Source organism: Hanamia caeni, from assembly GCF_003721595.1.
GTDB classification, from domain to species: Bacteria; Bacteroidota; Bacteroidia; order Chitinophagales; family Chitinophagaceae; genus Ginsengibacter; species Ginsengibacter caeni.
In genome coordinates, this window is record NZ_RJJR01000012.1 from 18769 (window position 1) to 42780 (window position 24012).

A 24012-nucleotide genomic window follows, 5' to 3' on the forward strand; every position below is an offset into this window, starting at 1 on the left:
ATTCGTGCACACCGACAAAGGTAATGCCAAGGTGCGCGTTATTGTTATTTCCCCGGAAGAAATCAGCAGGCCCGGCTTCAAATTGATATCACATTCCAATTTAAATTCAGCAAGTTCCGGGTTTTCTGCCACGGCAGCCCATCCCAATTTTGCAAGGAACATTTAAACGGAAGCTATGCAAAGATTTAAAGACAGGTAATGATACGGCACATCGATATTTCCGGTGCCCCCCTGCGAAGTAAAATCAGGCGACAGGAAATCCGTTGGGGCGGAAACCGGCAACTAAAAATATATGGAACTTTGTCGTGCGCTTCGGGCAAAAAAATGAAAAAGGAAAACCGGGTTTTCTTTTCAACGGAAAAGGAAGCTTTGGAAAATAAGTATCGCCCCTGCGGACATTGTATGAAGGCATCCTATAAAAAATGGAAGAATGAATCTGTTTGAAGACGTTATTGACAAAGCAAAAAACTGGTTGCCGCATGGCGGCACGGTGAATTATTACGGCAAATTGTTCAGCCCGGAAGAAGCGGATTATTACTTTGATACATTGATGAACACCATTGCCTGGCGAAACGACGAAGCCGTAATTTTCGGGAAGAAGGTTGTTACCAAACGGAAAGTGGCATGGTATGGCGAAAAGCGATTTGAATACACTTATTCCAATATCACCAAATATATTCCAATATCACCAAATACGCTTTACCGTGGACAAAGGAATTGCTGGCACTTAAGTGCGCTATCGAAAACGAAACAGGCGAGACATTTAATTCCTGTTTGCTCAATTTGTACCATAACGGCGAAGAAGGCATGGCATGGCACAGCGACGGGGAAGCCGATCTGAAAAAAGACGGGGCAATCGGCTCATTAAGTTTCGGAGCAGAACGAAAGTTTGCGTTCAAACACAAAACAACCAAAGAAAAAATAGAAATGATGCTGCAACACGGAAGTTTATTGGTAATGAAAGACGCCACGCAAACATTTTGGCTGCATCGACTTCCGCCAGCCAGGCGCATCACCACACCAAGAATCAACCTGACCTTCAGAACGATTATTCATTAAGTTGACCGCGCCAGAAAGCAAGTAGCTGCCGGCATCGGCCGGGTAATGTGACGGCATGAAATTCCTACATTTTTTGAAAATAAAAATTACCCTTATTTATTTGCCACTGCACAAAATCCGTCCTGCTTTGGCGAAGAATCAAGTGATAATTCAATAAAAAATAAAAACTACCTGCGGCGTGGATTCTTTTAAAGATTTCTTTTTAAAGAGAAAGAAGTAAAGAATTTTATACCTTCAAATCGCTGATAAAGACTGTTATAATCGTGGTACAAAAGCACGCAGAATAATTAAAATGGCTGCCAAACAGAAACTCATGGACCAATCGCCTCTTTCTATTCATCTTAAACAGGAATATAAATTTCCTGACAATGAGTTACTAAAAGTTATCCAGCTATTTGAAACCGTACATGTAAAAAAGAATGAACATCTTTATCGCTCCGGTGACATTGTACGGCAGGTTTACTTTGTGGAAAAAGGTTGCCTGAGGCAGTATTATATTAATAACAATGGCGGGGAGCGTACCATTTATTTTAAAATTGAAAACGGCTGGTGTAGCGAGCTGGTGAGTTTCCTCGATAATAAGCCCACCGAACTGTGTGTTCAGGCGCTTGAAAACAGTACACTTCAGGCAATCAATCAAAAAAACTGGGTGTATGCGATTTCTCACATTCAATCTTTCACGCTGGGTTTTATAAGGGCGCAGCAAGACACCAATTATTTGCTAAAAAAACGGCTTGCCGAAGCAACGGTTGACACTCCTGAAGAAAAGTACCTGCGGTTTGTACAGGAAGAACCGCATTTATTGCAAAGGATACCGCTGTATCAAATCGCGGCTTATTTAGCCATGACACCTGAGACGTTGAGTCGCATCAGGAAAAAAATTTCGGAGAAATAATTTTCTTATCCGGAATCAAGGAATTTGCTGCAGCGCCCATATAGTTTTGTGCTTTAAAAAATATAAATATGAAAAGAGAAACGATCAAAGCAGGTCAAATTATTATTGACTTCCTCCTGGAAGCCGCAGATACCAACGGTTCTGCAGCCATGTTTGAATTTACGGTACCGGTTGGCGCAAAGGTGCCCATTCCACATTATCACGAACATTATGATGAAACCATTTATGGTTTGGAGGGTACGTTAACTTTTACGGTTGATGGTAAGGCCATAGACATTCGGCCGGGCGAAACTTGTTTCATTCCGCGCGGCGCCGTACACGGGTTTGACAATTTAAAAAAAGAAGATGCCAAGGCACTGGCCGTAATTACTCCGGCGCTGCTCGGTTCTATCTTCTTTAAAGAAGTTGCCGGGATAGTCAATGCAGGCGGCCCTCCTGACCTTCAAAAGTTAGGGCTCGTTATGGCTAAACACGGACTGGTGCCTGTGATGCCTAAAATGCAACATGCATAACGAGCATCAAAAATTGAAAAGGTCGGGCAAAGAGCTAAAGCAAAAATGGGGCAGATATATACTATTGAAGATGACCTAATCACCCGATGGAAGAATTCGCAACAACTGAAATGTAGAACAGCAAATAGCAATCAAGGTTCGGAACTGCCCACACGGAATTAAAACCGGCTGCGGTAAGACTGAAACATTGTGCGACAAGCCATATTTCGAAGGCGGTCTTTTAATACTTTTTCCAGAAATAATAAGACACCACACCGGGAACTATCCATATCAGCATCGTAAGTATCATCGGATCAAACTTATCCGAAACGGCAACGCCTGAATAAACCGCGCCGGTAAGGTCGAAGAACAGCCCTGCATACGCCCATTCTTTTATCCGCATCAAACCCGGTATCAAAATCGCGATACAACCTAACACTTTTGCAACGCTGATAAAACGTATGAAATATATCGGGTAGCCCAGGCCGTCATGAAATATCTTTATAACATTTTCTGAAGGTTTAATTCCTCCGACGGCAGAAAAAAGCATTAGCGCCACAAAGAGAATAGTGGATATCCAATAAATAATATGAACAGATTTTGATGTCATTGCCGCTTATTTAAACAGGAAATTTTTACAGGATTAAAAATAAGTTATTCATTTCATTCTCTAAATATTTCAAACTATTTGTGATTGCCTGTAAAAATAATCTGCGTATATTGTAAAGAGCTATTCACCAATAAAATACTTTAAAGTGGCTTCCCAAAGAGATCTTGACTTTACGTACACCACCATTGATAAGCTATTCCGCTTAAGAGTGGGTGAGATGATTCTCTTTGCTTTTGTCTATGCATAAGCCACTGTTTTGTATTTACCCAATTTTTTAAGAAACCGGATATGCGACAGGATGGCGCTCCCGAAAGAAGGATTGGCATTGTATCGCAGGCTATATTCTTCTGCCGTTTTTTTTACAATATCCGAAATGGGTTTATAATGCGTATGGCAAATGCGCGGAAATAAATGATGCTCCACCTGGAAATTTAAGCCGCCACAAAGAAAGCTAAGTAATTTGCTTTCCCTGCCAAAATCCGCCGTGGTATATAACTGATGAACGGCCCATGAATTCTGAATATTTCCTCTTTCATCAGGCAGGGGAAATTGCGTTTCTTCTACCTCGTGCGCCAGCATAAAAACAATGGCCATGGTAATTCCTTCACAAAAATGCAACACAAAAAATCCCAATAGCACCTGCCACCAAAGGGCATTGAGGAAAATCATCGGCAGCACCAGGAAAATAGTATAATACACCAGTTTGAAAAAGAACAGATTGAAATATTCTATGCGCGGATGCTTTTTATTTTCATAATTACCGATTTTCTTTTTAAAGAATTTTACATAATCTTTTACAAATACCCAGGAGAGCGAACCAAGACCATAAAACAAAAATGCATACCAATACTGATACCGGTGAATTTTTCGTAATTTCTGATGAGGCGACATTCTTAAAAACGGAACAGAGGCAATATCTTCATCATGGCCCTCAATATTGGTATATGTATGATGAACAATATTGTGCATGATCCCCCACAGATAAGCATTAGCACCAATAACATTAAAACTATAGCCTAAAAATTTATTCATTCTTTTATGCCGCGATAAGGAACCATGAATGGCATCGTGCGAAATATTGACACCGACAAATGCGGTAAAAAAACCGATAACGGCCCATAGTATAAACTGAAGCCAAAGAGGATTTGAATTTAAGAGTAACAGCAGGTACACCCCGATAAAGACCGAGAGGTAAAAAATAACTTTAAACACCATCAGAGGATTGGCATTCTTCGATAATTTATTAACGGTAAAATATTCTTCCACCCTCTTATTCAGGGTCGAAAAAAAATCATTCTGGTTTGCTTTGGCAAACTTTACTTTGTTTGACATAATGAAAAGCTTTATTTTAATAATTTCAAGCATGACATACCAACACGATCGGTAGTCGCTTGGGCAGCCGTCTTGCTAAAATTTTTAATCTAATGATTTTGAAATATTGGGGTGTTTGCTTTTACAAAAGCGATTGCTATTTAGAACAACAGCTTTTCATAGATCCGCGGGGCTAAATTTTACGATATGCAAAATCTACTGGTGAGAGTTTCTGAAGAGTAGTTACAATAACCGGCAACAAAAAAGAAAACAAAAGAATAGCCATTATAATTAAATTAAAAAACGTATGTAAGTTAACTTATTCTATCTTGAAAAGCATCAGTTCTTTGGAGAATTAACTTATTAGGAAAATAAAGTTGTTGCAAGAACCTTTGTTTGTGTGTTTTAGTTGTTGATGCTCACTATCCGGGCATAACATTTTATGATAGTACAAGCATCTTTTAAGAGTGGGCATCAAGCCGCGCTTCGGGTAAGACAGGCTCAAACAATTCGATAGGATTTCCTGAAGGATCATCAATAATAATTTGCTTGCCACCAACCCCTGTAACTATATTATTGCGAAAGTGAGCACCAGCCTTCTGAAGCGCTTCAACCATATTGGAAAGATCGGTTACTTCTATTGCAAACCGGTTCCATCCGCCTGGTGCCTGTTGGGTGCCATCAGGCACGGCCTGGCCTCCGCCTGCCGACGGATTTGGCGCGCTCAATACAAGCCGGAGATCATCACGGGATAGCATTGCAAAGGCAGGAGCCGGATGCATCTGTAATGTAAAGCCTAATTGTTCTGTATAAAACCGTATTGCTTCATCAACATCGTTGACTATATAGCGAACCTGAACTTTAGCCATTTTTATATTTTACATTAAGGTTATTTTAAAAAAAATTGCATGCCTTTCGGCCATCTAAAAGGAAGCATTATCCAATTTAATGATTTTTGGCAGGGAATCAAGACTAAAATATTTATGAGTAAGCTCATTTTCTTCTACTTTCACGATGCGGAAACCTGACGAATCTTTTCCTAATGGCTTTCCTACAGGGCCTGTTGTTACCATTTCCAATCCCCGATCCCAACCTATGGCGTTTTTATGCAAATGACCTGCAAAAATATATTTCACTCCATATTGATGAAACAAATCCAGGTAAGTTTTCCGGCGCACTAATGGGATATTGAAATACCCGTCCTTTTCATCCGGCTGGTTCTGAAACCATGGAATGTGCTGAAATACCACAATATTCAGCTTCTTTATTTTAGCAGCCTTTTTAAGTGTTGACCTCAGCCATGCATCCTGTTTAGCCGCTTCTTTCGTTACAAGAGAAGGATCAAAGAATAAAGAAGAGTTCAGTACTATGCCCAATATATTTCCTGAGCGGAAAGTGTAGTATTCGGGCCCAAAATATTTCCTGTAATTTGCCAATCCTTCGGGTGTGGGTTTCGTTCTTCCTACATCATGATTTCCCGCTACATTATAAAGGGGAATAGAAGGATCTAATTGACCAGCGATACGCTTGTATTCTGATATCTGATCACGGCTGCTCAACTGGTTTACCAAATCCCCGCATACCACAACAAAAGCGGGATGCAGCCGGTTGGCAGCCTTGATGGCTTCTTCAAAGTTTATGGTCTCTTTTACAAAATTGGAATCGTTCGCAAACATCCCAAACTGAGGATCCGTCATTTGAAAAAAGAAAGAAGTTTTTGCATCTTTGGAAACATGTTTTGGTGCATAACTCAAAAGGCTTCCTATTAAGACAGGGATAAGATATAATGCAAATTTTTTAAAGCTTTTGTTTTTGGTGAACCACTTGTTTTTCATGATCTTTTTCATTTGAATAGGTAACTAAAAATATTTGAAACTGCCTTTTAAAAAGGCATACTGACGGCGGATGTATTTATAAAAGTAACGGATAAATCGATATATTAAACTCATTATGGAGCGCTGTTGATAAACGTGGCATCAAACCTGCTGTTAACAACCGCTTTCCGTTCCACAAATATGAATTCATCTTTCACAATATGATATATCAACAGCGGTGAGCCGGTATTTACCTTTGTGCTGAATTTAAAGACGAATCATGAAAAAAATATTTGGAATAATTGTAACAGCGCTTCTCATAAATATTGATGCTAATGCTCAACATGAGCATCAACACATGCACGACACTACAAAGCCAGGCCAAATGTCCGACACGATGAAGATGGATCATATGAACATGCAAGGGATGCCAAGCGATCAACCGATGAATCACCAGATGAGTATGAGCCATTCCTATTCTCTTCATCTGCCTATGAACCGTAATGGCTCAGGAACAGGTTGGCTACCGGATGCTTCGCCGATGTACGGCTATATGTGTCATACGCCTAAATGGATGTATATGCTGCATTACAACCTCTTTTTACGGTATAATAACCAGGATTTTACCAACAAAGGTTCCAGGGGCGGCAGTGAATTTGACGCCCCTGACTGGCTTATGTTTATGGGACAAAGACAGGTGGGTAAAAACGGCTTATTCCACTTTGGCCTGATGGCATCATTAGATGCTCTATTAGGCGGCAATGATGGCTATCCTTTGCTTTTTCAAAGCGGGGAAGCCTATAAAGGAAGATCCATTGTTGATCGCCAACATCCACACGATTTAATTTCAGAACTGTCAGTAAGCTATTCACAGGCGCTGTCGCCAAAGGCAGACGTGTTCGTTTATCTTGGCTATCCCGGAGAACCCGCATTGGGCCCGGTTGCTTTCATGCACAGGCCGTCAGCAATGGACAATCCTGATGCCCCGATTACGCACCATTGGGTGGATGCAACACATATTACATTTGGGGTAGCTACTGTTGGCGTCCGATATGGCCAATTTAAATTAGAAGGTTCCTCCTTTACCGGAAGGGAGCCGGATGAAAACCGGTATAATTTCGACAAGCCCCGGTTTGATAGCTGGAGTGGAAGGTTATCATTTAATCCATCGGCCAACTGGGCTTTGCAGGTGTCGCAGGGTTTTATTAAAAGCCCGGAATTATTGCATCCCGGCGAAGATGTAAACAGAACAACGGCATCTGCTATTTACAGTAAAGCGCTTTCAGCGAACAGCACTTTTAATGCTACTGCAGTTTGGGGCATGAATAAAATTAAGAACCATGAGGGCGAGAATGCGGCACTTTTAGAAGCGCAATGGAGAAGAAAAAAATTAGCCCTGTACGGCCGTTATGAGTGGGTGCAAAAAGGAATAGAAGAACTCTCGCTGGACGAAAACACCTTTGGGCATGATGCTGTTTTTCCGGTCAACGCATTTACTGCAGGGTTCAATTATGATCTGCTAAAAATTGGCCACGCAAGACTGGCTGCCGGAAGCCAGGTTACCTTCTATCATGCCGATAAAAGGTTGGATCCTTTGTATGGCAAAAATCCTATGGCAGTAGAAGTGTACCTGAGGCTGTATCCCTCATTCATGGGAATGAAAGGACACAAATAAAAACACGCGAGATAAAGAGGATGTATTTCGAAGCTGCGAATATTTTCGGGCGCCGGTAAAAGGATAAATAAAGCAATTTTTTATTTTGAGTTTACTATACCACGAAGACACTATGGCACTAGGTTTCACAATTTTACCATCACCCACCGGCGTAAAATCATATTTCCACACATCGCAGGACAGTGTTCCTTTGTCGCCATAAATTTTTTTAACTTTCAATCTCACTCACCAGTGATTTCATTTTTTGCAGCCCGGTTCTTGCAACAACCAAAGGATCTTGTGCCCAATAGCTTTTATTAAAAAGTTCGAGTGAAAGCACCTTGCTACCGCCGATACTTTTCAGATCACGCAACACTTGTTTGAGTGGTGCAACACCGTCACCGGGATATACCCTGTCACTGTCCGTTTGTTCATTCACCGGTTTGGAAGAAGGATAATCATTCATGTGGATAATGTCAATCACCTTTCCATTTAAAAGACTTAACCCTTCAAAGCCGGAGCCCCCGCGAAACAGGTGAAAAACATCCGGCAGGATTCGGGCATCCCGCGCATCAGCCGCCACTGCTATAGCGGTGGCCTGGCTTAAGTTATAAAGTGTTCCGGACGCTCCCCAGAATTCCAATACCGGCATCACATTATATTTTCTTCCTAATGCCAATATCTCGCGGTAACGAACAGCCGCTTTTTGAAAATGGATTGGTTGGTCCCGGGAAACACCTGCCGGGGGCGCAGCGATGCGATGGCAACCGAGAACAGACAAAATTTTCATTTCAGCTTCCAGTTCTTTCAATGCCGCGTTACGTTTGTCATCATCATCAACCATCCACTCTGTAAAACTGATCGCATTCTCTATCACAATGTTTTTAGATGAAATAAAAGATGCCAGTGACTGGATAGAATTTCCCTGCTTTAGATATCTTTTGATATCATTTATCCAAAGCTCCATACCATCGTATCCTGCTGCTGAAGCGATTTCTATGGAACGAAGAAGCCCCGGATTCTGCCCACTGATGGTGCTTGTATTCAGGCTAAATCTGAATGGATTGTGCCTTGCAGAAAGTGCGGTTTTAACCGGCCTGGGAATATATGCGCCCGCAAGAAGAGCAGCAGATAATTTAATTGAGTCTCGTCTGTTCAGCATTTTATTAATTATTAATTTTAGGTACAAGTATTTTACTTTAACTCGTTGTGCGATTGAAATATTCAAAATAATTTCTTCCAAGCCCTGTAAGCCTGCCAGTCGGCAGACAGGGGCGTCAGTTTGGTAGAAAAAATTGAATAAAAGCATAAAGCCCTGTAAGCCTGCCTGTCGGCAGACAGGGGCGGTAGTTTTTGTGTCGCCCCTACAGGGCTCAACCTAATTAAAATATAACAATTCTACCAAAATGCCGCGCCTACTGCGCTTTTGGGGTTATTTTCAATCGCACAACGAGTTACTTTAATAAAACAAGTATATTCTTTCCCGGAAAGATACGTCCATAGGTGAGTCTTCAGAACATACAAAATAATTTTTTTAAAGTAACTGTTGTCCGTCATGAGAACTGCGCCAAGGCCGGACCTGTAATGATGATTTGTATTTTCTGCCTTCCGCCTTTTGCTTTCTTACTTAAACATTATCTAAAGAAGGATGCTGCCACGGTTCACGATATTTCCTTTGCAGCAATTTAGTGGCTTCTTCATCGCCGGTTATAATGCGTTTTACAGGATCATAGCTCAATGGCCTTCCCAACTGCATGGCAAGATTGGCAATAATGCAGCTTGCCGTAGAAATATGTCCCTGTTCAATATCCGCCACAGGTCGCGTGTCCTTGTCTATAGCTTCCAAAAAATTAAGCATGTGCCGGCGCGTGGCAGAAGCTACATGTAATTCTATATCCGGTTCTGTCAGGTCTTCGGGATATTTTTCTTTCTCCCACAAAACATCGCCATGGAGCTTTCTACCATCACCCACCGGCGTAAAATCATATTTCCACACATCACAGGCAAGCGTTCCTTTATCGCCATAAATCTTAAAAGCCCAGGGATAATCCGGGTCGGCGGGATTGCCCCAGGTTCTGTGCTGCCACACACATTCAATACCGTCGTAAGCGAACACCGCATTCTGTGTATCCGCAATATTGCTTTTGCCTTTATTGTCCACGTAAATACCGCCATTGGAGGAAACGCTTTTGGGCCAGCCAAGACCAAGCATCCAGCGCACGGCATCAAACATGTGAATGCACATATCGCCCATGATGCCATTGCCATATTCCATAAAAGCACGCCACCATCCGCGATGCGGTAAGCCATCATAAGGGCGCAAAGGCGCGGGGCCTGTCCACATATCGTAATCTAAAAAATCGGGCACCGGTTGCACAGGCGGATTCGCATTGGAGTGCATGTGGTAATAACAGCACATCTCAGCATGATGTATATTGCCGAGCAAACCTGCATCCACGATTTTTTCTTTTGCTTCCACGAGATGCGGTGTGCTTCTGCGCTGTGTGCCTACCTGCACCGTGCGGTTATACTTTCTGGCTGTAGCAAGAATAGCTTCGCCTTCCATTACATCGCGGCTGATGGGTTTCTGAAGATAAAGGTCAGCGCCTGCTTTCATCGCATCAATCGCTGGCAAGGCATGCCAGTGGTCAGGTGTGCCGATAAGAACAATATCCGGTTTGGTTTGTTTTAATAATTCACGGTAATCGCGGAAAGTGGCAAGGTTTTTTTGAGGCTTTCTTTCGTTGATCATGGTAGCTGCCTGCTTAAGCATGTGCGCATCCACATCACAAAGTCCTACCACATCTACCGGCGCCACCTGCATCAGCCTGAACAGGTCGCTCTTTCCATACCATCCGGTGCCGATTAGCGCAACCCGTCGTGGCTTTGCGCTGATATTAGGGATGTAAGGATGCAGCGCAGACATTGCAACTAATATGGAACTGTCGCGTAAAAATTCGCGGCGGTGGAGGGTGTGTTGATTCATGCTGATGGATTTTTCAACTATTGATGTTACTGGTAAAGATAACACCAAGGTTGGTATAATTCTTTCCAATATAAAAGACCTGTGCCAGTTGAGGAAATTTTTTTATTATGATTTATATGATTTATGATTCACAGAATTTATAGGATTACAGGATGTTAAAATTCTGCTCATTATTTCATCTTGTCAATTCCAGTTCCGGCCATTATCTACAGTAAACAGAGAAATAATCGGAATTTTTGTTCAGTGGGTTAAAAATAAATTCAAAACTTGTATCTGGTTTTAAAAGTAAATCTATCTTTAAATAATAATTTATTCCTTGCCATAAAATTCAGGATTTTGAAATTAAAAATAGTCATTACGATTTTAAGTCTCTTCCTGATGACCGGGAATAGTCAAGGCCAGGCAATCGAAAATACTTCCTATAAAAACGAGGCAGGAGAAAGGGTTTTACGCATAGAATGCACAATTCCCATCAAGGTGTCAGATGCCTGGCAATTATTTACCAATGATGAAAAATTAAAAAAATGGATTGCACCATTGGCCCACATTGAGCTCAAGTCAGGCGGATACATTATCACTAATTATGACAGTACAAAAGGGCTTTCAGACAGTTCGTCCATCAGGCTGCCCATCTTGAGTTTTATTGATAAGGAATTGCTTGTATTAAAAGTAAATCTCAATAACCATTTTGTAAAGCAGGTAAAAGATAATGATCAGCATCTGCAGGAAATCATTCAGTTTAAAGAAATAGACCCTACGCACACTAAAATAGTTTCATCAATGACAGGTTGGGGAGAAGGAGCCGATTGGGACAAAACCTATAATTTTTTTGCAAAGGGAAACGAATGGACTTATAAGGAGTTATTGAAGAATTACAATTCAAATTAATAAGCTTTCGACTAGTCCTAAAATAGGTTTACCATCTCCTGGCGCAAGCGTCTCGCTTGAGTCTTCAACCAAATTTAGCGGGCTTGTTCTATTGTAAATCTCTTCGTTTAATTTAAAACTCTTTACCGGTTTTTCTAATCCGGCTTTAAATGTATTGTTGCAATTAGGATGCACAAAGCGGGACGCTTGCGCTAGTTGGGACAGCAACGGGGTCGGCGCCCCAAAAAATTATTTTGGATTGATAGTTCCAGGAGATTGATTGCCCGTATCGTCTGTATAAGTTGCCAGGTGAAGTTTGCCTTCAATAAAATCCTCCAGGATAGATCTTGATTTCTTTATCACGGCACTTTTGGATTTAGTGTCTAATAATTCCAGGGCTGTTTTATACATTTCCGTTATTTCTTCCTGCGTACATAAATTATATGCCTTGAATTCAAATAAAGCAGATGCAGATAATTTTATTTCGTTAGGGTCAGCCAATTTTGCAGCAGCATATAGCGACAATCGCAAATATGGGAATGCAGCCTGATAGTCCTTGTTACGCATTAAAATACCAGCTAAATTCTGGCACCAACGATAGATACTTATTGTTTCGCCTGCGCGCTGGGCTTCTTCAATGGCCTTTCTATTTGTTTTGATTGCTAATTGTATGTTACCCATTCTTCTGTAGCAGACAGCCATATCTCCCAATAAGCCACTCAATTCTTTATAATTTCCGTCAATACGATACTTCTTTTCAGCTTCCTTGTACCATTCGATTGCTTTGTAAGGATTTTTTTGATTGTCCATGAGATGCCATGCAGTCTCTTCTATTTCCTCCGCTGTTTTGCTTACATCCGGTCCCTCAGAAAGCAGATGTTGAAAATTCATAAGCATTTGCGATCTGCCAATCTTTTTAAGTTCAAACGCACAACGTCTTGCCTCTGCCATATCTCCATTCAGATTTGCAAATACGGCTGAATTGGTGAGTGCAGCAGCAAGCCTGTCTAAATACACAGCGTCGTTTTGCTGAAAGGTAAGCAAGGGATCGACTGCTTTTATTGCAAATTGATATGCATTTACCGGGTCGCCTTCCCTGTAATATATTCCTGCTTTCAGCAGATTGAAGTAGGCAGTCAATGGTTGGTCTACCACGTCAACTGCATCCTCATTTCCAATTCTCAGATCTTTTAAAGTATAATTTTCGCTGTTACTTACTACCTTGTCATATATCCTGAACGCCTCCATTGCTTTCATTTCAACGGGTTTGTTGATGATGAACTTTTCAACCTTTGCATACGAGCCTTCGGAAGCCTTGCCTTCGCCGAGATAATCTTCCAGCAATTCATACACTGCAGATGCCTCATCATACGCAACTCCTCCATAAGGTGGAGATCCGCCAACTGACCATATAAGATCGTTAAATGCCTCTTTAGAGTCAGAAGCAATATAACGCACAAGCCAGAAAGGCCATTTAACTTCAGATCTTTCCTTAATTCCTTCTGACAGGCTATTCCAGATACCTGAAGCATTAAAGAAAAAATCTCTTCTTGCTCTTGCTTTCTCAATAATCTTGTTTGTTATAGGATTATCAATGGGAATTTTTTCATTCACCTGCAGGCATATCTGTTCAAATTGCTCTTCATCTATGTCTCCATTCCATCTGAGAAGACTTTCTGCATGATAATTAGCCAAATCGCCAGGCATTATTACGTTCTCCAAACGAAGAGGAAAATACTTGTTTAGTGATAATGCAAGATTAGCTTCTTTTATCACCCATGCGCTTGATACCGAGCTTACGCTCCACAGCACCATTATTAATTTTGAGTTACTAAGGACGCCTGCTATTTCATCATTAAAGTTATTTCCGACACTAAGGCGCTGATCCTTCCAAACCTGCCAACCGAGCTTCGTCAAATAACTTGAAATCAAGTCAGCTTTTTCATTGTCTTTATGCGCATAGCTTATAAAAATATCAAATTGCTTCATTTTGTTTCATTTTTAAAATAAATACCGCAGGTGTCAGGTGTTATAAAATGTATTATAAATCTTCGCCCACAATCTCATTATTGAAACAATAGTTGCATAACGCACGGCCCACAAATTGGTGATATAACACGCTGGGGAAACAAAGAAATCATTTCATTCCCCTCTTGATTTCCAAAATTATACCCCAGGCAGCCTTGTTTTTCCATGAACTTTGTAGTGGTTTTTCATGAAATAATTTTAGTGAATAATAATTGGCCTCGGTCTCAGCAGATGCAAGAACATGAAAATACATTTCCTAACCCAGCGGTTCAAAAGATACTGTCATAATTCAATTCTCTTACCTGAAGCCGCCGAGCGTTTGGCTGCATCTAATATCTGCATCACAATCATGTTATAATTCAGCGACGACAGATCATTAGTGCCGCTAAGCCGGTGATCCAAAACCGCTGCGAGATATTCCATCGGATCGTTAACAGGCGCCGGTAATGGAGCTGCTTTTCTTGAGCTTACAATATTTTCACGTCGGCGGCTGGTGATGTTTACATTATTTAATGCATGCAGGTAGCCGGTTTCGCAAAACACTTCCATATCTTTTATAGAAAATGGCCAATTCCATGAAGCTTCAATGATTCCCGTGGCCCCGGGATATTCAACAAGGATGGTAGCGTCATCATCCACCTTTGGATATTCTGAGGTTTTATAATGCCTTGTGATAGCAGTTACTGCAATTGGTTTTTGCCCATGCATCATCCAGGTCATAATATCGGCGCCATAACATCCAAAATCATTTAAAGCGCCTGCCCCATTCTTTACCGGATCTGTGAGCCATTCTAAAAATTGTGGGCTGCAACCAATCTCTTTTGGTCCCTGGTGGCCATCATGAAACACCATCTTTTTTATTTTACCCATGCTGCCACTTTCGACCGTATCCTTTACATCCGCAATTGATGGATACCATGTGGTTTCGTAATTCACCAAAACCATATCATTATACTTTTCGGAAAGCGCTTCTATTTCCTGCGCCTGCTGAAGCGTGGCAGCCAATGGCTTTTCAACCATAACGGGTATGTGCAAAGGGGCACAAACTCTTACAATATCCACATGGCCCGAAACCTCGTTATATCCTAAAACAGCATCCGGTTTTTTGGATAACACGAGGGTTTTAAGATCATCTGAAAACAAAGAATCCGGTAGCCGGTATTGGGTTTCGAACTTCTTCCATAAAGTCTTATTGGGTTCGGCAATGCCAACAATTATTACCCGGCCCTCCTCGTTAGCGTGTAAAATATTATGGACATGATCATGGTTTAAACCAGCTACAACAACCCGCATTTTTTGCTGCGCATTACTACTCAACAAAAAGCAAAATATAAATGTGTGGAGCAATAAAAACCTCGGAAACATTGCAGAAACATTGGCGCGAAGCGAGGCAGGAACTTTTCTCATAATATCCAATTTGAAAATTTAGTTCTAAAGTTAATTTTTTAAATGGGAACCAGGTTGCTTTGGCATTACGGAGTAATGGAAGCTTTTATCAAAATAAAAATCGTGGAGATTTGTTGCTTTACCGGATTGTTCCTGATAAAATTACTGAAACAATATAAGACTTAACTAGTCCCCGTTTGCAACGAGGACATAAGTTGATTTTCTTATACAATTCAATATTCACCAGTCCTTTTCCCATGGTTCATCAACTAATCCATTTCTTACAGAATTATCATGAATATAATTTAACCGCCCTTTTATATCCACTATTTTCCCATGTATAGTTTTGAGGTTTACAAAATAAGGGAAAGCTTGAAAAGAAAGGCAGAAAAACCACCGTGTCCGGCATAGCCATCGTAAGAAAGAGTGAAATCGAGTGGAAGATCGTTCCGGCTAAAATTGTAGCCAATCTGTGGTGAATATGCAAATGCTGTTTTGTTCTCACCACCAAAACTATTAAGTCCCACACCAATTTGTGCACCCAGGTGAAGGTTGCCGACATAGCCATTTGCACCCACCCTGATGGGAATTGTTGTATAGGCTTTGTTTTTAACCGACGCTCCTGAGGAACGACCAGTGAAGGAGATCAGCCCTGCTTGTGCAACAGCACTCAAACTGCCGCGGAAAAAATGTTCTAACTGAACCATGCCACCGGCTCCCAGGCCCCAGCCTTTATTTTCCGGATCATTTTTTAATGGATTACTTGTTGCAAATCCAATTGCGGGCCCGATACCAAACCTGTTATCACCTCGCCTTTCTTTGCGTTGAGAAAAAGCTGAAGATGCAACAAACAACACGACCAATAAGATGAGTACGTTTTTCATGTATGCTTCGTATTAGGTTACTTCTTCCTGCGAAGGTACTTTAATAGCAAATAAACCGGGTATGAATTTCCTTCGCTTCATGTGTAGTTTTTTTTATTTAAGTGCGCCAAGCATTTGTTCGCTCAAAATGATGTAGTTGTCGTTTTTTGCAGCTTCTGACAACTCAAGCGATTTTTTTTGCCGTTCACCAGGAAGATAGAAAAAGTAATACTCATAACACTCACAAAGGGTAAAAAAACAGTGTTGCTAAAGTGCTTGTTGCCAAACTTTTTTTAGGACGAGTCAAATTCCCTTCTTTTATAGCAATATAATAGCGGTGGTTTTACTTTTGGTAAAATTCCTAAAATGTAAGTCAACTATGTTCAGGGCAAGCGGCTACTTGCTTTCGCTTAAGATTGCATAAACTGCCTGGGCAACTAACCTGGCTGGTTTCTCATCGTGAAGTTTAACGCCTACTCGTGCCAGCGCGATGGCGTTGTCTGCTCTTGTCCTGTCGGCAGCGCCTTCTTTAAGTGTTTTCAACGCTCCCTGGCCATGGCAGGGATCTCCGAATGAAGCGTTGTAATCTTTTCCGGATTTTCCTTCGAGGCAATTAAGTACATGATGTAAATGCACCTGCACTTCTTTCAACGATGTGGCATTTACTGCCATCTCTGCATGTTTGGTTGCAGTTTGAAACGGATCTGATGGCTGGTGGATAATTGTCGGTGTACCATTAGCGGGAATAACGGTGGCGTATGCCGGCATCATAAAAAATACAGCAGAAAATAAAAGAACAACTGTAAATAAAATTGTTCTTTTTGCTGAACCAAAGTTGGAATGTTGTGCATTCATGATAATCCTCCTTTTTTTTAAAATATTAAGATTAGAAAATATTGCTTTACCGGAGGTTTCATTGTTCAATTCAACTGTGATACATCATCAAACAAATCCATGAAACCGTAATCCATAAGGAGCTGCATGGGGCAATGAAATAAACTCAGCCGGGGTTATTGGCAATAAAATCGCTTCCATTTCCTGGTATTCCGCGGCATTGCCGCAAGCAAAAGGCTGAACCGGGTTGAAAGATTATCATCGCAACGTAAACGAAACAAGATCGTTTTCTTTAATCTGGCAAGCCCCTTGCCGCAGTCATTTTACCGCAAATATGGAGAATTAATGTTATATTCCTGCAAGGAACTTTTAAGGTGAAAGACGCCGCCAAACCGACTTTTTGCAAATAATAAAAAATACAGGAATTAATAAAACAGGAAAATTTGTTTATCCCGTAAAAAGTAAACGAGCAAATTCTTTCTTTCTTCGCAGACTTATCGCAAATGTGCCCACACTCTTTACAAATGTGCTTAGCCATTTGACAAATGTGTCTGCTCTTATCACAAAAGAGTGCACACTTATTACAAATGTGCCCAAACTCTTCACAAAAGAGTGCGCACTTATCACAAATGTGCCCAAACTCTTCACAAAAGAGTGCACACTCTTTCCAATGTTTGCACATTCTTTCCAAATGTGAGGGCACTCTTTCCAAAGGTTTCTGAAAATGCCGATGCTGTAACCTTTACAGTATCCCGTTCAAAAATCCCTTTTTAGATATTAAAAAATATTTACCTTGAAGCGCTTTTGAGTTTTCTTCAAGAAGAAAACTAACTGTGAGAATGGATGACTTGACCGGAATTATAGATGCAATTAATTTAAAAACAATAATATAAAAATTTGTATTTGCGAAACTCAACAATACAAAACGCGAAACAACAGGTAATGATTATCAAAGGATTAAAAAAACTGAAGTTTCGTATAATGCAGAAATAAAAATGTAAGTGCAATGGATTCGCGACCTGCAAACTTTGAACTGACTACAAGAAATGACAACCAAAAAACTTAATCGGACTAATGGCAACAAAACTTAATTGGACTCTCGGAATTATTTTACTCCTTTTTGTCGCTTCGTGTGGAAGTTCAAGCAAAAAAGAAAAACTCGACAAAAACGAAATGATTGCAAAAGAATTCGCGAGAAAGTATAAGGCAGTTGATAATTGGGACACAACCGCATCTTACACCTCATATTTTCAAAAGATGTTCATTTCGCAAAATAAACTCATGCTTTTCAAAGGTAGAATTTATGATATTGTGAGAGCGGACAGCAATTATATTGTTAAAGTCTTAGACGAAAGAGAAGATGCTATACATAACTTTCTTGCAATCATAACTTTCTCGTCTAAGCAATTAGACGAAGTCTACACTGATGAAAAACCAGCAACAGGTGTTTTTGTAATCAAGGTTACTAAAGTTACGACTTCAAATCCATCAATAAAGGAAGATGAAGCAAGCGATGGTGAGGATACATACACGTACACTCATCTGAGTGACGACCCTGACCAGATGATAACGATTTTCACAGGCACAGCAATTGATTGTCATTTTGAACCGTTTGAAGAATCAAATTAAGCACAAATGAAAAATTCAAAATTTTCTCTTTCAACTGACACCGCGATAAAATTGTGTATTGCAGTTGCTTTAATTATTGCAGCAGCGACAAAGCAACAATACAGCTATTATAATTTTCTAAGATGGCTTGTAATGATTTTTTTCGTTTATTTCGGTTACAAATCATACGGTCAAAAACAATTCGGGCTTCTAATCTACTTTGGTATTGTCGCTATCATGTTCAATCCGTTTCAGAAATTTTGGTTTCAAAAACAAACATGGCATTTAATTGATTATTTGATTGCAGGCATAACAACTTTGACAATAATTTACGACTGGTTTCTATCAACCAAAGTTCAAAACCAGCCACCTAAAAATTAACAATAATGTCAAATAAAATAATAGAACTCACAAAGCTAATTCTCGGACTAATCTTACTTTTATTTCCGGTTATTGGAGGACTAATTTTCTATCTTGAGGGTCTCAGTATTTTGCATAAAGTAATTAATGTAAAAAATGTTTCTGGTGTTTTTTGGGTCTATTATGGAGATAGTACAGCAGCATCAAACACTCCAATTTTTTTAGGACTCTGTGGACTTGCAGGGGCATATTTACTTGCAAATTATAAATCAAGCAAAATGGAACAATGAAGAAAGGAAATAAAATCTTTGTCAGACAGGGTTCGGGCTGAAAATTCTCTATTGAGCTATGAATCATAATCTCAACTATTTGTTCATTTACTATACTTTTGTTCCGGCTGAAAATTCATTGAATGCCCAGCCAATGCTTTAACGTTAGGCGCAATAAAATCTCAAACTCACTTTTCTAAATAAATAAAGCTATGGCTGAATCTCCTGAACTAACTGCTGGTATAAATTTTCCTTGGAAAAATATTGAAGGATTTTTTATGCTCGTTCGTTCCTTTACACCATTTACACAAATCATAGGTGACAATGTAGGAACTTCTGTTCTTGGAACATTTGGTATTGTTAATGTGGAGCTTCCTAATCCAGACGTAGAACTTCCTCAAAGAATTGTATCGCTACCTATTAAAAACAAAAGCGACTATAAATCTATAACTCGAGCGCATATGGATTCGGGTATAAAAAATGGCGCAAATGAATTGATAATTCTTTACGAACACCGCAGAAATCTGTTAGGTGGACTTAAACCTTGTTTGCATGTTGCATTATATCCAGGTGGTACATGGAATAAATTCTTTGACGCAGTTGCTAACTATAAATCGCAGGAATTTAAATGGCCCCAACCATTAATATTGTATCAACCAAGTTCATCTAATGTTTTTCCATCGACAAAAAATATTTTTAGAAAATAAAATCTACAAAAAAAATATTGAAAAATTCACCGCACTTAACAGTCACAAACCCCTGAGACATGTTCTGTAAATTTGATTTGTGTGAATTTTATAATGTTGTTTTTGGTGGACTACTTATTGGAGTTATTACCTCTTTTATTTTCGTTTGGTTAACAAAAAAAATTGAATATTATAATTTCAAAAGAAAATATAAACATTTACAAAGTTCGAATAAAAATTTTGATTGGGTCGCTTATTCGATGAAGAAGAGTAACGGTAGAATTCGTGAAGACTACCCGAACGGAGCGAAAATGCACATCATTGTAAAGCACGGAAAAATTTATTTAAAACTTCGCCAAAGTGACGAGAGACTTTGGACTGGTGAGCTGATAATACAACAAGACAATTTTGGAATTGTCGGACTCAAATATACAGACATGCATGAGTATGGAAGGCGAGAGTGTGTTATTGGTAAGTTCGTTGAAAATGGCATTCTTTTCGATTTTTTGTTTCTGACACCTTTAAATGGAAGAATATATTACATTGACAAACAAGACGACAGTAAATCAATAGTTCATTACAATTACGATACTGAAATTTTAATTAGACAAGGTGGCAGCGCCCAATAACTGAACGAAACCGGGCTATAAAAAATGAGTATGGATTTGTCGCAGAGCAGTTGCAGGGTGGTTGAAGCAGTAAGCGTTTCGATTTTGGTCTCAGCCGAGTCTCCCGATAGGGGACTCGGCGTGAATAAACCTATTTATATGTCTGTAAAAAAAGAAATAGCAGAATTATTTGGAACGTATTTCATAACCATTACCTGCCATAACTGGCTTCATCTTTTCGATATCACAAAATCTTACGAAACAGTTTATAATTGGTTTGATTATTTAAAGAAAAACCATCATTTTATCAATGGTTATGTTATCATGCCAAATCATTTACACGCTCTTATCAGTTTTTCCAATTCGGGAAAAAAAATTAATCGTATTGTCGGAAACGGAAAGCGTTTTATGGCTTACGATTTAGTTGAGAAATTAAACAATACGAATAATGAAATTATGATGCAACAATTATCTGATGCTGTAAATATTTCAGATAAGAAAAGAGGAAAACTCCACGAAGTTTTCGAGCCTTCATTTGATAGTAAAGAATGCTTTACTGAAAAATTTATTATTCAAAAACTGGATTATATTCATTTTAATCCTTGCGTGGGCAAATGGAATCTTTCCGATTGTCCCGAGAATTATATTCACAGTTCTGCAAAGTATTATAACACTGGAATTCAGGGCATTTATATAATTGACGATATTATGAAGATGTTGGATATTGATCTAAGTAAAAAAATATTAGAGTAATCACTGATTACGCCGGGTCCCCTGTCGGGAGACTCGGCTACGACAAGAAATAATCAACTTTTTTATTCTACTTTCGGCTGACGGTTCGGGCAGACGGGTGTTAAATTTCCCACCTGCACAAAGCCCTGGACGTTGTAGGCAACTTTTATGACACAGTATTCTGAAACATATTTTGAAATTTTTGACGGTGGTGACATGATTAGAGTGGAACCATATCAAGCTATCAAGGATGGCTCTGCACTTGACTGGGACCGGAATTGGATTAAGACCAAAGTAAAAATCAAAGGAGGAGTATTTAGTGGACAATATGTTGCCGACTTTATGACAACAGACTTTGAGCTACTAAAAAGAGATTTCAAAAAACTTGATAAGGATTTTAATGCGACTGCAAACTTTGAACCTTTAGAGGGACAACTTAAGCTTAATATTTCAGGTGACGGCTTAGGACATTTTGAAGTAAAATGCATTGCACAAGACCAACCCGGTGTTGGCGGGACACTTTCATTCATATTATCTTTTGACCAAACAGAACTTGCACGACTTATAAATGAACTTGACAAAATAACCAAGGCTTTTCCTATTTCGGGAGACATGACATTGAAAAATGAATAATCAAAGCTGCTGCCTACAACACTCGGTGACCGATGCACAACTACCATCTTCAGTTTACCTGAACGGCATTTCATACCATGATAAAAGTGATTGTGGACTTATCAAAAAACAATATTTGTTTGCGGCACCAGGACTGGTGAATGAGCAGGGAGCGTAAAGAGGCAAAAAAGTAATGAAAAAGCGTCTTTCAGTGGCTTTTGTAAGGCATTTACCGCGGGATTTGCTTTTCTTCCCTTAACCGTTCCTCGTTTGCAACGAGGACAAAATGAAGAATGTTTTATCAATCTTATAGAACAACCTTCCGATAACCAACCGGTTTTTATTGCAACCAGTAAACCGGCAAAAAATGAAATATTTCTTTTTATCCATTAATTTATTTTTTACCTTGAAGCGCTTTTGAGTTTTCTTCAAAAAGGAAACTAACTGTGAGAATGGAATTTGATTAACTGCATTAAAAGCTTTGGATGATCACCCACCAATTGTGAGCCCGAATGTAGCAACAGGAAACGGACTATTGCTTTATTTCAGAACCGCTGATTGGAAATAAAACAAAAACCTGATAAAACCGCGTGGACACTTGAAGAAGAAATTCAAGAAAATGCAAACTTATTTAAACAGTGGTTGTTTCAGTTTCTATGTTGAAAAGTTTTTCAATACCGCTTGTAAATTTCAAAATGTTAAAGTAAGCACGCTGCGTTTTCAGGTACAGATATTGCTTTCGGGTAGAAAAAAATACGATATGGCGATCCTTGGAGGAGTAATTAAAAAAGCAATTGATATTAATGGATTTATTAGCAGCGATCCGGAACCCGGCAAGGCACAACGTAAAGTGCTTTTGGCACTGCTGAAGAAGGCAAAACTGACTGCATTTGGCCTAAAATATAAGTTTGGTGAAATACTGGAAAGTGAAGATCCTGTGAAAGCTTTCCGGGAAAATGTACCCGTGTGTGATTATGACCAGATGAACAAGGAATGGTGGCATTTTCTGCTACAAGGTCATCAGAATGTTACGTGGCCGGGTGGACAGGATTACTTTGCTTTGAGCAGTGGCACTACGAGTAATAAGAAATATATTCCGGTAACACCGGATATGATCAAGGCAATTAAGAAATCCGGAATGCAGCAAGTGGCGAGTCTTACCAACTTTAATCTGCCTGCCGATTTTTTTGAAAAGGATATTTTGATGCTGGGCAGCAGCACTTCATTAATTAAAGCGGAAGATCACGAAGAAGGGGAGATCAGCGGGATAAGTGCGGCCAATATCCCCTCATGGTTTACTAATTTTTATAAACCTGGCGGGGAGATCGCGTCCATTGTTGATTGGGATGAAAAAGTAAGGCGAATTGCGGAAGAAGCGCCAAAATGGGATGTAGGAAGTATCTCGGGAATTCCATCATGGGTAGAGCTGATGCTTAAAGAAATTATCAGTCACAATAAACTTCAGACGATTCATGATGTCTGGCCTAACCTGCAGGTATACACGTCGGGTGGGGTGGCTTTTGAGCCTTACCGGGTAAGTATAGAAAAATTGCTGGCCAGGCCGCTGGTATATATTGATACTTACCTGGCGTCGGAAGGATACCTGGCTACCCAAAAGCGACCCGACACAGATGCGATGGCACTGATCATAGATAATGGTATCTATTTTGAATTTGTGCCCTTCGACGACGAAAATATTGATGAGGAGGGACGCGTGAAGCGGGGCGCACCGGTGCTTACGCTTGAAGAGGTTGAAGAAAACAAGGATTATGTTTTGCTTATTTCAACAGTAGCGGGTGCCTGGAGATACATGATTGGCGATACGGTTATCATTACCGATAAAAAGAGAGCAGAAATCAGGATCAGCGGGCGGACAAAGCATTATTTGAATGTGGTAGGCGAACAGCTTTCCATACAAAAGATGAATAGCGCGATTCAGAAACTGGAACATGCATTCGACATGGAGATAAAGGAGTTTACAGCATCTACTGTGCTTGAGAATGAAGAATATATTTTGAAGTTTGTGCTCGGCACAGACCAGGAAACCGATTCTCAGAAAGCAGCACAAATTATAGATGAGGAATTATGCAACAATAATAAAAATTATAAAGTAGCCCGCACAAAAGCATTGAAGGGTTTGGCAGTGGAGGCAGTACCCCTTGAACAATTTTACAATTGGAGCAAGGAGTATAAGAAATTAGGCGGACAGGCAAAAATTCCCCGCGTAATGAAGGCGGATGCTTTTGAAGAGTTCAGGGCATACTTGCGGCAACTATCCTGACGCGGGTTTGAATGCCTGGCCGGATTTTACCGGAAATTGGAAAGTTTTCACGCCACTA

The 24012-nt window shown here is 40.0% G+C and carries 26 protein-coding genes; 15 read left to right on the forward strand and 11 right to left on the reverse strand.

Annotated elements, in window-relative coordinates:
- Positions 1-198: 198 nt before the first annotated feature.
- From EFY79_RS13955 to EFY79_RS13970, 5 genes are all read left to right on the forward strand, one after another.
- On the forward strand, positions 199-444 hold the full coding sequence (locus EFY79_RS13955; RefSeq protein WP_123121346.1) for an Ada metal-binding domain-containing protein: 246 nt from the start codon (positions 199-201) through the stop codon (positions 442-444).
- Positions 431-841 (forward strand): alpha-ketoglutarate-dependent dioxygenase AlkB family protein, encoded by a 411-nt coding sequence (locus tag EFY79_RS13960; protein WP_233578023.1) that lies wholly within the window; start codon positions 431-433, stop codon positions 839-841. The genes EFY79_RS13955 and EFY79_RS13960 overlap by 14 nt, the downstream gene beginning before the upstream one ends.
- Positions 739-1059, forward strand: coding sequence for an alpha-ketoglutarate-dependent dioxygenase AlkB family protein (locus tag EFY79_RS21765; RefSeq protein WP_233578021.1), 321 nt, complete (start codon positions 739-741; stop codon positions 1057-1059). Before EFY79_RS13960 ends, EFY79_RS21765 begins: the two co-directional genes overlap by 103 nt.
- A gap of 292 nt (positions 1060-1351) precedes the next feature.
- A complete protein-coding gene (locus EFY79_RS13965; RefSeq protein WP_123121347.1) occupies positions 1352-1954 on the forward strand; it encodes a Crp/Fnr family transcriptional regulator in 603 nt (200 codons plus the stop codon).
- A gap of 68 nt (positions 1955-2022) precedes the next feature.
- Entirely contained in the window at positions 2023-2466 is a 444-nt protein-coding gene (locus EFY79_RS13970) for a cupin domain-containing protein (protein WP_123121348.1), read from the forward strand.
- A 220-nt stretch (positions 2467-2686) separates the two neighbouring features.
- On the opposite strand, the gene EFY79_RS13975 is transcribed toward EFY79_RS13970, so the two are convergent.
- The 4 genes from EFY79_RS13975 to EFY79_RS13990 form a co-directional block, all read right to left on the reverse strand.
- Positions 2687-3055 (reverse strand): DoxX family protein, encoded by a 369-nt coding sequence (locus tag EFY79_RS13975; protein WP_123121349.1) that lies wholly within the window; start codon positions 3053-3055, stop codon positions 2687-2689.
- A 237-nt stretch (positions 3056-3292) separates the two neighbouring features.
- Positions 3293-4387 (reverse strand): fatty acid desaturase family protein, encoded by a 1095-nt coding sequence (locus EFY79_RS13980; protein ID WP_123121350.1) that lies wholly within the window; start codon positions 4385-4387, stop codon positions 3293-3295.
- A 440-nt stretch (positions 4388-4827) separates the two neighbouring features.
- Positions 4828-5235 carry a VOC family protein gene (locus EFY79_RS13985; protein WP_123121351.1) on the reverse strand — a complete coding sequence of 136 codons (408 nt, stop codon included), beginning with the start codon at positions 5233-5235 and terminating at the stop codon, positions 4828-4830.
- 54 nt (positions 5236-5289) lie between these two features.
- On the reverse strand, positions 5290-6201 hold the full coding sequence (locus tag EFY79_RS13990) for a metallophosphoesterase (RefSeq protein ID WP_123121503.1): 912 nt from the start codon (positions 6199-6201) through the stop codon (positions 5290-5292).
- A 259-nt stretch (positions 6202-6460) separates the two neighbouring features.
- On the opposite strand from EFY79_RS13990, the gene EFY79_RS13995 reads away from it, so the two are divergent.
- On the forward strand, positions 6461-7855 hold the full coding sequence (locus EFY79_RS13995; RefSeq protein WP_123121352.1) for a hypothetical protein: 1395 nt from the start codon (positions 6461-6463) through the stop codon (positions 7853-7855).
- Here the strand turns inward: EFY79_RS13995 and EFY79_RS14000 are convergent.
- From EFY79_RS14000 to EFY79_RS14010, 3 genes are all read right to left on the reverse strand, one after another.
- Positions 7826-8074: a hypothetical protein gene (locus EFY79_RS14000; protein WP_148041928.1), complete on the reverse strand. Its 249-nt coding sequence runs from the start codon at positions 8072-8074 to the stop codon at positions 7826-7828. The two genes, EFY79_RS13995 and EFY79_RS14000, sit on opposite strands and share 30 nt — an antisense overlap.
- Positions 8064-8996 carry a sugar phosphate isomerase/epimerase family protein gene (locus EFY79_RS14005; protein WP_123121504.1) on the reverse strand — a complete coding sequence of 311 codons (933 nt, stop codon included), beginning with the start codon at positions 8994-8996 and terminating at the stop codon, positions 8064-8066. Before EFY79_RS14005 ends, EFY79_RS14000 begins: the two co-directional genes overlap by 11 nt.
- A gap of 465 nt (positions 8997-9461) precedes the next feature.
- Positions 9462-10820 carry a Gfo/Idh/MocA family protein gene (locus EFY79_RS14010; RefSeq protein WP_123121354.1) on the reverse strand — a complete coding sequence of 453 codons (1359 nt, stop codon included), beginning with the start codon at positions 10818-10820 and terminating at the stop codon, positions 9462-9464.
- 336 nt (positions 10821-11156) lie between these two features.
- On the opposite strand from EFY79_RS14010, the gene EFY79_RS14015 reads away from it, so the two are divergent.
- Positions 11157-11708, forward strand: a complete 552-nt coding sequence (locus EFY79_RS14015; RefSeq protein WP_148041929.1) for an SRPBCC domain-containing protein — start codon at positions 11157-11159, stop codon at positions 11706-11708.
- Between the two features lie 228 nt (positions 11709-11936).
- Here EFY79_RS14015 and EFY79_RS14025 read toward each other — a convergent pair whose 3' ends face one another.
- From EFY79_RS14025 to EFY79_RS14040, 4 genes are all read right to left on the reverse strand, one after another.
- The gene (locus EFY79_RS14025) at positions 11937-13676 is read right to left on the reverse strand and encodes a toll/interleukin-1 receptor domain-containing protein (protein ID WP_123121357.1); all 1740 of its coding nucleotides are present in this window, start codon (positions 13674-13676) and stop codon (positions 11937-11939) included.
- Positions 13677-13997: 321 nt separating this feature from the next.
- Positions 13998-15122: a Gfo/Idh/MocA family protein gene (locus EFY79_RS14030; RefSeq protein ID WP_233578007.1), complete on the reverse strand. Its 1125-nt coding sequence runs from the start codon at positions 15120-15122 to the stop codon at positions 13998-14000.
- 332 nt (positions 15123-15454) lie between these two features.
- A complete protein-coding gene (locus tag EFY79_RS14035; protein WP_123121358.1) occupies positions 15455-15985 on the reverse strand; it encodes a hypothetical protein in 531 nt (176 codons plus the stop codon).
- Positions 15986-16360: 375 nt separating this feature from the next.
- Complete coding sequence (locus EFY79_RS14040; RefSeq protein ID WP_148041930.1) at positions 16361-16819, reverse strand: hypothetical protein; 459 nt, start codon at positions 16817-16819, stop codon at positions 16361-16363.
- A gap of 1053 nt (positions 16820-17872) precedes the next feature.
- Here EFY79_RS14040 and EFY79_RS14050 point away from each other — a divergent pair.
- The 8 genes from EFY79_RS14050 (at position 17873) to EFY79_RS14085 (ending at position 23954) form a co-directional block, all read left to right on the forward strand.
- Positions 17873-18427 carry a hypothetical protein gene (locus EFY79_RS14050; protein WP_123121361.1) on the forward strand — a complete coding sequence of 185 codons (555 nt, stop codon included), beginning with the start codon at positions 17873-17875 and terminating at the stop codon, positions 18425-18427.
- Between the two features lie 6 nt (positions 18428-18433).
- Complete coding sequence (locus tag EFY79_RS14055; RefSeq protein WP_123121362.1) at positions 18434-18787, forward strand: DUF6804 family protein; 354 nt, start codon at positions 18434-18436, stop codon at positions 18785-18787.
- A 5-nt stretch (positions 18788-18792) separates the two neighbouring features.
- A complete protein-coding gene (locus tag EFY79_RS14060) occupies positions 18793-19056 on the forward strand; it encodes a hypothetical protein (protein ID WP_123121363.1) in 264 nt (87 codons plus the stop codon).
- Between the two features lie 191 nt (positions 19057-19247).
- On the forward strand, positions 19248-19742 hold the full coding sequence (locus EFY79_RS14065; protein WP_123121364.1) for a hypothetical protein: 495 nt from the start codon (positions 19248-19250) through the stop codon (positions 19740-19742).
- A 59-nt stretch (positions 19743-19801) separates the two neighbouring features.
- Positions 19802-20350: a hypothetical protein gene (locus EFY79_RS14070; RefSeq protein WP_123121365.1), complete on the forward strand. Its 549-nt coding sequence runs from the start codon at positions 19802-19804 to the stop codon at positions 20348-20350.
- 30 nt (positions 20351-20380) lie between these two features.
- Complete coding sequence (locus EFY79_RS14075; protein ID WP_123121366.1) at positions 20381-21082, forward strand: transposase; 702 nt, start codon at positions 20381-20383, stop codon at positions 21080-21082.
- Positions 21083-21229: 147 nt separating this feature from the next.
- Positions 21230-21694 (forward strand): WapI family immunity protein, encoded by a 465-nt coding sequence (locus tag EFY79_RS14080; RefSeq protein ID WP_123121367.1) that lies wholly within the window; start codon positions 21230-21232, stop codon positions 21692-21694.
- 739 nt (positions 21695-22433) lie between these two features.
- Positions 22434-23954, forward strand: coding sequence for a GH3 family domain-containing protein (locus EFY79_RS14085; RefSeq protein WP_123121506.1), 1521 nt, complete (start codon positions 22434-22436; stop codon positions 23952-23954).
- Positions 23955-24012: the final 58 nt, after the last annotated feature.